This window comes from Litorisediminicola beolgyonensis, assembly GCF_042679605.1.
GTDB classification, from domain to species: Bacteria; Pseudomonadota; Alphaproteobacteria; order Rhodobacterales; family Rhodobacteraceae; genus Litorisediminicola; species Litorisediminicola beolgyonensis.
In genome coordinates, this window is sequence record NZ_JBHTMU010000022.1 from 17652 (window position 1) to 31015 (window position 13364).

General features: G+C 67.9%; 10 protein-coding genes. 8 read left to right on the plus strand and 2 right to left on the minus strand.

What is annotated here, in order from left to right:
* Positions 1–7 precede the first annotated feature (7 nt).
* Together ACFQ4E_RS12765 and ACFQ4E_RS12770 are read left to right on the plus strand one after the other, a co-directional pair.
* The gene (locus tag ACFQ4E_RS12765) at positions 8–859 is read left to right on the plus strand and encodes a formate/nitrite transporter family protein (protein ID WP_386804134.1); all 852 of its coding nucleotides are present in this window, start codon (positions 8–10) and stop codon (positions 857–859) included.
* 55 nt (positions 860–914) lie between these two features.
* Complete coding sequence (locus ACFQ4E_RS12770) at positions 915–2636, plus strand: protein kinase domain-containing protein (RefSeq protein ID WP_386804136.1); 1722 nt, start codon at positions 915–917, stop codon at positions 2634–2636.
* Between the two features lie 42 nt (positions 2637–2678).
* On the opposite strand, the gene ACFQ4E_RS12775 is transcribed toward ACFQ4E_RS12770, so the two are convergent.
* A complete protein-coding gene (locus tag ACFQ4E_RS12775; RefSeq protein ID WP_386804138.1) occupies positions 2679–3995 on the minus strand; it encodes an MFS transporter in 1317 nt (438 codons plus the stop codon).
* Positions 3996–4133: 138 nt separating this feature from the next.
* Entirely contained in the window at positions 4134–4811 is a 678-nt protein-coding gene (locus ACFQ4E_RS12780) for a GntR family transcriptional regulator (protein ID WP_386804219.1), read from the minus strand.
* A 79-nt stretch (positions 4812–4890) separates the two neighbouring features.
* On the opposite strand from ACFQ4E_RS12780, the gene ACFQ4E_RS12785 reads away from it, so the two are divergent.
* From ACFQ4E_RS12785 to ACFQ4E_RS12810, 6 genes are all read left to right on the plus strand, one after another.
* Entirely contained in the window at positions 4891–5685 is a 795-nt protein-coding gene (locus ACFQ4E_RS12785) for a citryl-CoA lyase (RefSeq protein ID WP_386804140.1), read from the plus strand.
* Entirely contained in the window at positions 5685–6998 is a 1314-nt protein-coding gene (locus ACFQ4E_RS12790) for a phenylacetate--CoA ligase family protein (protein WP_386804142.1), read from the plus strand. Before ACFQ4E_RS12785 ends, ACFQ4E_RS12790 begins: the two co-directional genes overlap by 1 nt.
* A 35-nt stretch (positions 6999–7033) precedes the next feature.
* Complete coding sequence (locus ACFQ4E_RS12795) at positions 7034–8029, plus strand: TRAP transporter substrate-binding protein (RefSeq protein ID WP_386804144.1); 996 nt, start codon at positions 7034–7036, stop codon at positions 8027–8029.
* Between the two features lie 71 nt (positions 8030–8100).
* Entirely contained in the window at positions 8101–8565 is a 465-nt protein-coding gene (locus tag ACFQ4E_RS12800) for a TRAP transporter small permease (protein WP_386804146.1), read from the plus strand.
* 3 nt (positions 8566–8568) lie between these two features.
* Entirely contained in the window at positions 8569–9870 is a 1302-nt protein-coding gene (locus ACFQ4E_RS12805) for a TRAP transporter large permease (protein ID WP_386804148.1), read from the plus strand.
* Between the two features lie 265 nt (positions 9871–10135).
* On the plus strand, positions 10136–13324 hold the full coding sequence (locus ACFQ4E_RS12810) for a S8 family serine peptidase (RefSeq protein ID WP_386804150.1): 3189 nt from the start codon (positions 10136–10138) through the stop codon (positions 13322–13324).
* Positions 13325–13364: the final 40 nt, after the last annotated feature.

The following is a 13364-nucleotide window of genomic DNA, read 5'->3' on the forward strand; positions in this document are numbered from 1 at the left end:
ATACGCGATGTCGTATATCACTCCCAAGGAATTCGCGGCCAAGATGGTCGATGCCGGTGAATCCAAAGTCTTCATGTCGACCAAGGACACGCTGATCCGCGCCTACATGGCCGGGGCGATCCTCGCGCTTGCGGCGGCCTTCGCCGTCACCATCGCGGTCAATACCGGCAATTTCCTCGTGGCCTCGCTGCTCTTCCCGGTGGGCTTCTGCATGCTCTACCTCCTGGGCTTCGACCTTCTGACCGGCGTCTTCACCCTGGCGCCGCTGGCGCTTCTGGCCAAGCGGCCGGGCGTGAGCTGGGGCGGCGTCTTCCGCAACTGGGGCCTCGTCTTCGTCGGCAACTTCGCGGGCGCGATGACCACCGCCGTCATGATGGCGATCATCTTCACCATGGGCTTCAGCCAGGAGCCCAACGCCGTCGGCCAGAAGATCGGCGTGATCGGCGAGAGCCGGACCGTGGGCTATGCCGCTGCGGGCGCCGCGGGCATGCTGACCGTGTTCGTGCGCGCGGTCATGTGCAACTGGATGGTCTCGACCGGCGTCGTCGCAGCGATGATGTCGAACTCGGTCTCGGGCAAGATCATGGCGATGTGGATGCCGATCCTGGTGTTCTTCTACCTGGGCTTCGAGCATTCCATCGTGAACATGTTCCTCTTCCCCTCGGGCATCATGCTGGGCGGCAATTTCACTTGGTTCGACTATCTCGCCTACAACGAGATCCCGGTGATCCTCGGCAACCTCGTGGGCGGCCTGACCTTTGTGGGCGGCATGATCTACATGACCCACTTCCGCGAGTCGCCCAAGCGCAACGCGGCGCTGTCGCGCAATGACGACTTCTCGTCCATGCCCGCCGAATGAGCGACCGACCGGGTCCCGCTCAGGCGGGGCCCGTCCTTTTCTGAGAGGTGCGCATATGCCGAAAGACAGTCGGGGCGTGACCGAGCTTGCGGTCTCCATCGGCCAGTTTTCCTCGGCCGGAGCAAAGCCTCTCAATCAGGATTTTCACGGCGCCATGGTCCCGACCGGCGCCGAGCTGCGTTTGAAGGGCATCGCGCTCGCTGTCGCCGACGGCATCAGCACCAGCGCGGTCAGCGGCGAGGCGGCCGAGACGGCGGTCAAAAGCCTACTGACGGATTACTACGCCACGCCCGACAGCTGGAGCGTGCGCAGCGCGGCCAGCCGCGTGATCGCGGCGACCAATGCCTGGCTTCACGGGCAGAACACCTCGGTCGGCGACATCAATGCCGGTCGCGTGACTACGCTCGCGGCGCTGATCCTCAAGGGGCGCGAGGCGCATGTCTTCAATGTCGGGGACAGCCGGGTGACGCGGCTTGTGGGCACGGCGCTCGAGCCGCTGACGCAGGACCACCGCGTCACGCTGTCCGCGACCGAAAGCTATCTCGGCCGCGCCCTCGGAGCGGCGCCGGATCTCGAGATCGATTGCCGCCGCGTGCCTCTCGCGCAGGGCGACGTCTTCCTTCTGACCACCGACGGCATCCACGAGCATGTCGACGGTCGCGACGTCGCGCGCGCGCTCGCCGAGGCCGATCTGGACAGCGCGGCCCGGAGCCTCGCCGAGACGGCGCTGGCGCGGGGCAGCGGCGACAATCTCACCGTCCAGATCCTGCGCGTCGACGGCCTGCCCGAGAGCATGGAGTTCGTTCCCGATCTCGCAGAGCGCCCCGCGCCGAGCCTGCCCGGGGCAGGGGACAGGCTCGACGGGTTCCGGATCATCCGGCAGGTCCATGCCAGTGCCCGCAGCCACGTGTTCCTCGCCGAAGCCCCTGATGGCGCGCGCGTCGCGATCAAGATCCCCGGGAGCGACATCCTCGGGGACCCCGCCGCGCGGCGCCGCTTCGCGATGGAGGAATGGGTCGCCCGGCGCGCCGCCTCTCCGCATCTTCTCTCCGCCGCCGACGCGCCCGCCGACCGCACCAGCTTCTATGCCGTGAGCGCCTGGATCGACGGGGTGAGCCTGCGCCAGTGGATGACGGACCACCCCAGGCCGACGCTCGATCAGGTCCGCGACATCGTCTCGCAAACCGCGGCGGGTCTCAGGGCATTGCATCGGCGCGAGATGATCCACCAGGACCTGCGGCCAGAGAACATCCTGATCGATCGCGACGGCACCCTGCGGATCGTCGATCTCGGCTCGGTCCGGGTGGCGGGCGTCGAAGAGGCAGCGCCGGGCCTTCTGGGCGAGATGCCCGGCACCTTCCAGTACACCGCGCCGGAATACCTCTCGGGCGACATCGTCTCGTGGCGCTCCGATCAATATGCGCTGGGCGTGATCGCCTACGAGATGCTGACCGGTCGGCTGCCCTACGGGGCCGAGGTGGCGCGCATCCAGTCGCGCGCCGATCAGCGGCGGCTCCGCTACCGTTCGGCCCGCGACGACACGAGCGGCGTGCCCGACTGGATCGACACCGCCCTGCGGCGGGCGGTGCATCCCGACCCGCTCCGGCGCTACGACGCGCTCAGCGAACTGACCGCTGATCTGGCCCGACCGGGGGCGGGATATCGCGCCGCGCGCCACGTGCCGCTTGCCGAGCGCAATCCCGAGCGGTTCTGGCAGACGGTCTCGGCGATCCTCGCGGTGATCTGCTTCGTTGTGCTTTCGCGCACAGGAGGCTGAGCCCGGACGCTCCGGCCTGCGCCGCGACGGGGGCGTGCGGCGCTAGTGGGCGCGTGTCTCGCCGCTGTCCGACTGAGGCCTCTGATGCGGAACGGTTCCGGGCAGCTCCTCGCCGAGGGGTCGGTCTTCCGTCGCTCCGACCGCGAGGGCGGCGGTTTCCGGCGTGGCGACGCGCGCGGGCAGGGCCATCTGGAACGCGGCCTTCTCGGCCTTGGGCACGGCCTCGCGGCGGGCAATGCGCCAGAGCGTGAAGCCGATCATCAGGATATGCGCGCTGATCGTGGTCATGAAGAGCCCCTGCGGTCCCACGCGGGACATCAGGAGACCGGCCAGAAGCGGGCCGATGATCGACCCGATGCCGAACACCATCAGAAGGCCCCCCGACACCTGGATCGACGTGCCCGTCGGCGCGTGGTCATTCGCATGGGCGACGATGATCGGATACATCGCGTAGATCGCCGCGCCGAAGACAGCCACGAGCGCGAGGTTCAGCATCCGGCCCTCTGGCGCCAGCGTCACGAAGGCGATGTCGGCGGACAGCGCGATGGCGGCGGTCGCCACCAGCACCTTGCGCCGGTCCAGACGGTCGCTCGCAAAGCCGATGGGCACCTGCGCCAAGGCACCCGACAGCACGGGGATGCTGGCGAATAGCGCAATCGCGGTCAGCGCCAGGCCGATGCGGTCGGCATAGACGGCAGCGAGCGTTCCGAAGGAGGCGTTGGAGATGCCGACCAGGAACACGGCGGCGACCGCGACCGGAGAATTGCGCCAGAGCGCTCCGGGATCGAGGCGCACCGAGGTGAGCGGCGCGGGCGAGGCCGAGGTCGAGAGCGCCGTCGGGACAAGCGCCAGGCAGTAGACCATCGCGCCGATCGCGAAGAAGGTGAAACCGGAGGCATCCCCGAGCGAGATCGACATCTGCCCGGCGGTCACCGCGGCGAGATTGACGGTGGTGTAGATGCCGAAGATCTTGCCCCGCGTCTCGGGCTGCGCACGGTCGTTCAGCCAGGATTCGACGATCATCGCGGCGCCCGCAAAGCAGAAGCCCGAGAGGCCCCTGACCGGGACCCAGACCCAGGGCGCCACGACGATGGCCTGCAGCAGGAGCGACACGGCGGCAAAGGCGCACATCACGCCGAAGATGCGGATATGGCCGACCGCGCCGACGAGCCTCGGGACGATCAGGCAGCCTGCGACATATCCAAGCGCCCAGCCGGTGCCGAGAAGACCGAGCGCGCTTGCGGAAAACCCCTCGGCCGAGCCGCGGACGGGCAGGATGATGCTGTGGATGCCGCCCGCGAAGAGAAGCAGGGCGGATCCGAAGAGAAGGGCCGAAATGGGAAGAAGCTGCTTCCACATTCGTCAATGTTACCAAAGCCATATGCGGTCGGGAATGGGTGAGGTCGTAAAACTGTCTGGTGGGATCGCTCACGGGCGCGCAGGGTGAAGACCTCGCCGCGCTTGGCGCGAAGGCCCGGTCGCGGCGTCGGTCGGCGTCTACGCCTCGTCTTCCCGGCGAAACACGTCGCCCGGCATCGTCTCGATGAATGTCCGGGCGCGGTTCAGGTGATCGCGCGCGCCCTGATCGGCGTCGGCGCTGTCTCCGGCCCGGATCGCGCGCGCGATGTCGCGATGCTCGGCAATTGAGGCGGCGATGATCTCGGGCGTCATGGAGGACGCGATCTGCGCCATGATCAGCGACAGCTGCAACTGGCGGTTTAGCTTGCGCAGCTGGCTGTTGCCCGACGCGCGGAAGACGGCGGCGTGGAAGCGCTCGTTCTCGGCAATGTAGGCGGCGGCGGAGAGGCGCGGGCTGTCCGACCAGATCTCGGTGGTGTCGTCCTCGAAGCGGGCGAGAACAGCCGGGTTCCGGGCGCGGTCGGCCGCGAGGCGGGCGGCAAGCGCTTCGAGCTCCATCCGGATCTGGAAGAGCTCCAGCGCCTCGGTCAGCGACAGGCGTTTGACCAGAGCGCCGCGGTTCGGGACCGTCTCGACCAGCCCCTCGGCGGATAAGAGCCGGAAGGCCTCGCGCAGGAGCGAGCGGCTGACGCCCATCTCGCGGGTGAGGTCGGCCTCGACCAGGCGCTGGCCCGGCACATAGCGTCCGGTCTGGATCGCGCCGCGCAGAGTTTCGGCCACGTTCAGCCCTTTCGCGCCATGCACCGCGTTGTCCACCAATCATCCCTCATCTGTTGGCCCCGGAAACTTTACTGCGAACGTCAGCGCTTGACAACGCCAATATTGTCGGACAATTATGAGTGACAAAGTGGAGGGCAATCTGATGATGATCGGCAAGGCAGGGGGCGGCGCGACCGCCATCAGCACGGCGGATGCCGACACGATCACCGTGCGGGGCAAGGATCTGACCGGCGACGTGATGGGGCGCCTCAGCTTCTCCGCCTATTTCTTCCTGCTCTCAACCGGGCGCGAGCCTTCCGCGACGGAGACGGAGTTTCTCGATCTTCTCTTGGTCGCCATCGCCGAACACGGGCTCGTGCCGACGAACCAGGTGGCGCGGATGACGCTGGCCGCCGATCCGGACTGCCTTCAGGGCGCCGTGGCCGCAGGGATCCTCGGCTGCGGGTCGGTGATCCTCGGGACCGCGGAAGCCTGCGGCGCGTTTCTCGCGAAGGCCTCCGAGGCGGGCGAAGAGGCGCTGCCCGGGATGATTGCCGAAATGCGGGCCCGGGGCGACAAGGTGCCGGGCTTCGGGCACCCGGTGCACAAGCCGCTCGACCCGCGGGCAGAGCGGATCTTCGAACTGGCCGAAGCGCGCGGCGTCGCCGGACAGAACGTGGCGCTCGCCAAGGCGACGCGCGCCGCGGTGCACGAGGCCTGGGGCAAGCCCCTGACCCTCAACGTGTCGATGGCCATCGCCGCGGTGCTGCTCGATCTGGATTTTCCCCGCGCGATCCTCAAGGGCGTGCCGATCCTCGCGCGGACCGCGAGCCTTCTGGCCCATCTCGCCGAAGAGAAGGAGCGCCCGATCGGCTTCTACATGGCGCATCACGCCGAAGAGGCCGTGAGCTATGACGGGGAGGGTGCGTGATGCGGGACGCCGTCGAACGCCTAGACTGGTCGGCGCAGCAAGAGGCCGATGACGAGGCCTACCGCGCGCAGATCGCCTATCTCTTCGAGACCTCCTCCTTTTACGCAGCCAAACTGCGCGAGGCGGGCTTTGCCGACGCCGCCGCGGTTGGGGGGCTGGCGGACATCTCGGCCCTGCCGTTCACCACGAAGGACGAGCTTCGCGAGACCCGCACCGAGGACAACCCGGTCGGCGGCCATCTTGCTGCCCCGATGTCGGACGTGGCGCGGATCTACTCGACCTCCGGGACCACGGGGACGCCCAGCTACATCCCGCTGACCGATCGCGACGTGGCCGATTGGCTGGCGATCTCGAGCCGCTCCTACTCGGCCTCGGGCGCGCGGCGCGGGCATCGGATCGTGTCGACCTACAATGCCGGGCCTTTCGTGGCAGGCGTCACGCTCGACACCTTCGCGGCGCTGGGCTTCACGCATATCCCGGTGGGCGCGGGCAATACCGAACGCCTCATGGCGGCGGTGCGCCTGCTGAAGCCGGACGTCTTGGCCTGCACGCCGTCCTATGCGCTTTACCTCGCTGAATGGGGCGAGGAGCGCGGCATGGACCTGCCGAACTCGACGGTGAAACGCATCCTCGTGGCGGGAGAGCCCGGCGGCGGCGAGCCTGCCTTGCGGGCGCGGATCGAAAGCGCCTGGGGCGCCAAGGTCACCGAGGCGATGGGCATCGGTGATGTCTCGGTGTCGCTCTGGGGCGAGTGCGAGGCGCAGCACGGGATGCATTTCTCGGGGCGCGGCTTCGTTCATCCCGAGCTGATCGACCCCGCGACCGGCAAGACGATCCCCTGGGAGGACGGCGCCGAGGGCGAGCTGGTCTACACGCATCTGCGCCACCAATCCGCTCCGGTTCTGCGCTTCCGCAGCCGCGACCATGTCGTGGTGCGCACCGGCGCCTGCTCGTGCGGGCGCACCGCGCCGCGCGTGCGCTGCATCGGGCGGACCGATGACATGCTCATCGTGCGCGGCGTGAACGTCTTTCCGACCGCCGTGCGCGAGGTCGTGGCCGAGTTCGCGCCCGACGTCACCGGTGTGATCGCGATCTGCCCGCCCGCGCGCAGCGTCAAGCAGGAGCCGCCGGTGCCGATCAAGGTGGAGCTGGCCGAGGGCGTCAGCGCCGATGCGGGCCTCGCCGAGAAGATCAAGAAAGCGCTGCGCGACACGCTGGTCTTCACCAGCCGGATCGACCTCGTCGAGGCCGGGACGCTGCCGCGCACCGATTACAAATCGAAGCTCGTGCACTGGCCTGAAGAGGCGCGCTGACGGGCGACAAAAGCGATCATAAGGGGAGGAGACCCATGAAGACATTTATCACCGCATCCGTGCTGGCGCTGGCCGCTTCGGCCACCACCGCACAGGAGTTCGACATGAAGATGTCGTCGATGTTCCCGTCGACCCATTTCATCAACACGCTGGCGATGCAGCCCTGGGCGGACGAGATCGAGAAGCGTACCGAGGGCCGCGTGAAGTTCACGCTCTTCCCGGCAGGCTCGGCGCTGGGCGATGCGACCAAGCAGTTCGACCAGGCCCGGGCCGGTGTGGTCGACGTCTCGGTCGGCATCCCGGCGATCCCGCGCGGTCGCCATCCGAAATCGGTGCTGGTGGAGCTGCCCTTCACTGTCCCGGATTCCGAGGTCGGCACCTGCGCGATGATGGCGATGAAGGACGACCTCGCCTCCGACTACCCGGACACCAAGGTGCTCTATCTCACCGTGACCGAGCCGAGCGGCGCGCATACCCGCGAGAAGGTCGCGAGCCTAGACGATCTCGCGGGCATGCGCATCCGCACGCCCACCCCGGCGATCACCGCGATGCTCGAGGAGATCGGCGCGACGCCCGTGGGCATGCCGCCCACGGAGATCTACGAGAGCGTCGAGCGTGGCGTCGTCGACGGCAATATCATGCCCTGGGGTCCGGTCGGTGCCTTCAAGCTGCACGAGGTGCTGGGCTACCATATCGACGCCGGCATCAACCCGGTGGCGATGTATATCGTCATGAACCAGCGCAAGTTCGACAGCCTGCCCGAGGACGTTCAGCAGGTGATCGACGAGGTCAGCGACGAGGTCTTCTCGAACTGGGGCCGCTGGTGGGCCGAGACCGACCAGGAGGCGATCGACGCCGCCAAAGAGGCCGGGAACGAGATCATCCCGGTCTCCGACGAAGAGCGCGAGACCTGGCGCGAGCGGCTGACGCCGGTGATCGACAATTACCTCGCCAACGAGTCCGACATGTCCGAGGACGAGGCGAAGGCGACGTATGCCGCGATCCGCGAGGCCGTGGCCGGGTGCGAGTGACCGCCCGCTGACGGGCTTTCCACCGGGCGACGCGGCGCGCCGCCCGGTGCTCTCATGATCCGGGATTTCTCATGAAACGCGCGACCTTCCTGCTCGCTATCGCCGGGACTATGGCGTTCCTCGCGGCGGTGCTTCTGACCGTGATCGACATCGCCTTGCGGTCGGTCAGCGGTCTCACCGTGCCGGGGCTGACCGATATCGTCACGCTCTGCACGATGATCGGCGCGCTTCTGGCGATCCCCTACGGCTTCGCCGCCGACCAGCATGTCGCCATCGACGTCTTCACCGAGAAGATGTCCAAAGGCACCCAGCGTGCCCTGACGATCTTCGCCGCGCTCCTGGCCTTCGCGTTTCTCGCGGGCGCGGCCTGGTTCGGCGCCGAGCAGATGCTGCGCGAATGGGGCTATGGCGACCGGAGCCAGTCCATCGGCATCCCGATGGTGTTCTACTGGCTGCCCTTGGTCCTCGGCCTCGCGCTCGCCGCGCTGGTCAATCTCTGGCTGATCGCCCGGACGTCCTTCGGCAGGGAGGGCTGAGCCATGTCCGCCCCCCTTACAGGCGTTGTCGGGCTGATCGCCCTTCTGGTGCTGATCGCGCTGCGCGTCCCCGTGGCCATCGCGATGGGAACGGTCGGCATCGTCGGCGGCGTCTATCTGAACGGCTGGTTCAGCCTCGGGTTCGTGCTGGGCTCGCAGCCCTTCGTCACCTCGTCGAGCTACGCGCTCTCGGTGATCCCGCTCTTCGTCATGATGGGGGCGTTTGCGTCCCGCGCGGGGCTCTCCGCCGCGCTCTACCGCTCGCTGCATTCGCTGATCGGCCATTGGCGCGGCGGGCTCGCGTCGGCCACCATCGGCGCCTGCGCGCTTTTCGGGGCGGTCTGCGGATCGAGCCTTGCGACGGCGGCCACCATGTCGCGCGTGGCGGTCCCCGAGATGACCGCCATCGGCTATGACCGGCGCCTGACCTCGGGCGCGTTGGCCGCCGGAGGCACGCTCGGCATCCTGATCCCGCCCTCGATCATCATGGTGATCTTCGCGCTTCTGACCGAGCAATCCATCGGCCGGATGTTCCTTGCGGGCATGATCCCCGGCATCCTCGCCGCGCTTCTCTATATCGGCGCCGTCACCCTGATCGCGACGCTGCGTCCCGATCTTGCGCCCGCCGCCGAGCGCACCGAGACCGAGAGCACCGGAAGCGCCCTGCGTGACATGGCGCCGATCCTCGGTCTCTTCGCGCTGGTCATGGGCGGCATCTATCTCGGCGTCTTCTCTCCGACCGAGGCGGCGGCGGTGGGCGCGTTCGGCGCCATCGTGCTGGCCGCGCTGCGCGGCGCGCTGACGCGCACGGTCTGGCGCGAGGCGCTGATCGAGACCGCCTCGACCACGGGCATGCTCTTCATGATCCTGATCGGCACGTCGGTCCTGCAGTTCTTCATCGAGACCTCGACCCTGCCGCGCATCATCGTCGACTGGATCGGGGCGCTGGGCCTCGGGCCGACGGGCGTGATCATCCTGATCCTCCTGATCTACGTGATACTGGGGTGTTTCCTCGACAGCCTGTCGATGATGCTCATCACCCTGCCGCTGGTCTTCCCGATCATCCTGGACCTCGGGATCGACCCGATCTGGTTCGGCGTGCTGGTGGTCTCGGTCGTCGAGATCGGGCTGATCACGCCGCCCTTGGGTATGAATCTCTATGTGATCGCCAGTTCCGTGGACGGCCTGAAATTCGAGACCGTGGCCGCAGGCGTCGTGCCGTTTCTCGCAGCCGATGCGGTGCGGATCGCGCTTCTCGTGGCCTTCCCGGCGCTGTCGCTCTTCCTGCCCGAACTGCTGATGTGAGACCGGCAACGTCGGTTCTGCGCGCAGTATTCGAGACGGACGAACGCAGTCACCGACGACCTTCTATGCAACTGTAAACGCGGACGAAATGCGGGCCGCTTGATGGGCCCGCGCATCCATTTCCAAGGCGCGTTTTAGCGTTGACGCTGGGTTGACGCCGATGCGGTCAACTCCCCCGGCGCACACTCAGCGCCGTTGTTTCTTAATCTTGTTTTCGTTCAAGCAGACCGGCTTGGCCGGTCGGTATTGATCCAAGGAGTCTTCGATGACCAAATCCGCATTTCTGCAGGTCTTCTGCAGCGATCCCGATCTCGCACCCGTCTCCGGCGCCGCCGTCGAGGTCTCGGCGCGCGACAGCCGCTTCACGCTCGAGGAGACCGCCAAGGGCGTCTACCAGGCCCGCGACATCGCGCCGGGGCGCTACACGCTCACCGTCAAACCGGCGGACGGCGCGCTCGAGGCGCATGAGCGCGAGATCCGCGTGTCGCCCGGCCCGAACTCCGAGCTGGTGTCGCTGGGCGGGCAGGGCGATCTGTCCTACCCGAGCGCGGACGGCCCGGTGTTCTTCCGGGGCCGCGACGACGCCATTCTCCTGGCGATCCGCGACGGCGAAGACAGCGAAATGGCGCTCGACAAGATCCTGGACGAGTTCGGGCTCGAACGGCTGGAGATGCCGGGCGAGAACGGAAAGGACAGCGATTTCGCGCTGGTGAAGCTGCAATCGGGTCTCGGCGATGCCGGTCAGCAGATCGACGGGCTGGTGAGCCGCATGCGGCGCTCGGGCGTCGAGGTCATCCCCGGCGCGGTGATCGCGCGCGGCAAGGAGACGCCGCTTCAGGGCCTCACCAACCAGATCCTCATCCGCTTCACCGGCGATGTGGGCGACGACCGGGTCCAGAAGATCCTGCGCGAGTTCGGGCTGCGCGCACTGCGCACCGTCACCTATGCCGGGAACTCGGTTCTGGCCGAGCGGGCCGGGAGCCCCGATTACGACATCCTCGAACTGGCCGCCAAGCTCGGCTCCCTGCGCGAGGTCGAGTATGCCGAGCCGCAGGTGCTGCAGGTTCTCGAGCTCGACGCCTTCACGCCCAATGACCCGCTCTACGGTCTCCAGACCCACCTGCCGCTCATCAATGCCGACGAGGCCTGGGACACGCTCGACGATATCGCGGTGAGCCTCCGTGGTGGGCGGCCCGATATCTGCATCGCGGTTTTCGATCCCGACGGGGTGACGCCCAACCATCCCGATCTCACGGCGAACCTGACCGACGGGACCTCGAAGCTCCTGACCTCGTTCAATTTTCGCACGATGACCGCCCAGACCGTGGCCGGGCTCGGTGGAGATCACGGCACCCAGGTCGCGGGCACCGCCACGGCGGCGTTCTCCAACACGCTCGGGATCGCCGGTGTCGCCCCCAACTGTCGCCTGATTGGCGCGCGTCTGCCAAGCCCGGCAACGGGCATCGAGATGGCCGACGCCTTCATCTGGGCCGCAGGCTTCAATACCGGCAACACCACCCCCGGATTTCCGGCGCTGCCGAGCCAGCCCGCGGATGTGATCGCCAATTCCTGGGGGTCGCTGAACGCCGCCTTGTCCAACGCGCTGCGCGACGGTCTCGATTTCCTGACCGTCTACGGGCGCGGCGGACGCGGCTGCGTCACAACCTTCTCGACGGGGAATCTCGGTTATCAGCAATTCAGCAATATCCGCCGCTTCGCGGCCTATGAGCGGACCATCGCGGTGGGTGCGAGCATCGGGGCCAATCCGACGAGCCCGGTGACCTCTTCGCATGCCGACCCCAACGGCAACACCACGAACCTGACCGCGACCACGGACCGGCGCGCCTTCTACAGCCCGTGGGGGCCGGAGATGGACATCGTCGCTCCGAGCCACACCTGCTACGCGCCCGGCACCGGGCTTGTCGATCCGACCGTGTCGACCGTGCGCGTCGGCACCGGCGCGATGAACGGCGCGGTCGCACCCGCTCCCGCGACCGCGAACGATTACGATGCGACCTTCGGCGGCACGTCCCATGCCTCGCCGACCATCGCGGGCGCGGCGGCGCTGGTGCTCTCGACCGATCCGACGCTCAACTGGGTGCAGGTGCGCGAGATCCTTAGGACCACCGCGGTCCGGATCGACGCGGGCAACACCGATCCGATCGGGCAATATGTCGACAATGACGGCGACGGCGTGAACGAGTTCAGCCAGTGGTACGGCTACGGTCGCGTCGACGTGGACGCGGCGGTGATCTCGGCCCGCGACGGGGCCTTCGCCTCGGACGTGGTCGTGCGCGAGAACCTGGGCGACACCGGCGCGGTGCCGAGCCCGGGCTGGCACGCGGCGAGCCCCGATATCTGGGTGCGCGCCAGCGACGATCCGGTCCCGGCCCTGGCCTATGGCGCGGCGCCGCCGCATCAGAACGCGGTCCGCAACCAAGACAATTTCGTCTTCGCACGGGTCAAGAACACCGGCGTGGCGACCGCCTCCGAGGTATATCTCCGCGCGATGATCTGCCACTACCCGGGCTTCGAGTTCCGCTATCCGCAGGAGTTCATCCCCTCGGTCCGTCCCGGCGATCCGGTCCCGAACCCGCTGGTTCCGGGCACCTACCTGATCGACGAGGTCCGGGTGGATGACCTGCTTCCGGGCGAGGATCGCATCGTCAAGATGACCTGGCCCGCGGCGCTCGTGCCGCCTGCGACCGTCACGGTCGGCGGCAGCACGGTGAACTGGCACCCCTGCCTGCTTCTAGAGGCCTCGCCCTTCGATGGCCCCGAGGCGCCCGCGGGCAGTGCCATCGACATCCGGCGCTTCAACAACATCTGCCAGCGCAATATCGGCATCGATGATCCTTCGGCAGGCGGCGACTCGCTCTTCGGGCTTGTGGGCGGCTTCCTGTCGGGCGGGCGCACCGTCTCGCTCGTGGTCGATCTCTCGGACTGGCGCGGCAAGAGCCCGGTGCTCCTGCGCCTCGCCGATCCGAAGATGATGGAGCGGCTGCTCGCGGCGGCGAAGGAGGGCAAGATCAAGACCGGCCTGAAGCCGCTCGACCAGGGCGAAGAGGATCAGCCCGTCAGCCGGGTGTCGGAGCTCACGCGGGTCTCCGACCGGCTGGGCGGCGCGATCCGCTTCCCGGGCGGCGCGCTGATGGAGCTGGAACTGGCCGACCGGCGCATGCTCGAGATGGTGCTCGCGCCCGACACGCGGCTCCGGATCCGCGACGCGCTCGGGCGCGAGACGACCGGCGTCAGGACCGAGCGGTTCAAGGCGCAGGAGTATGTCGCGCTGCAGCCGGGGGGCGTCTACGAACTGCCAGTCCTGGCGGGCGAGGGCCAGCTCTTCCCGGTGATCGCGGGCGCGCCCGGTGGGTCCGAGCGCGGCTCCGAGATGCGCCTTACGCAGAGACGCAGCGACGGCGCGCTCTCCGCCGGATACGCGATCCGCAGCTAAGACCCGGACACGCATCGGCCGCGCAGGACATCTCCTGCGC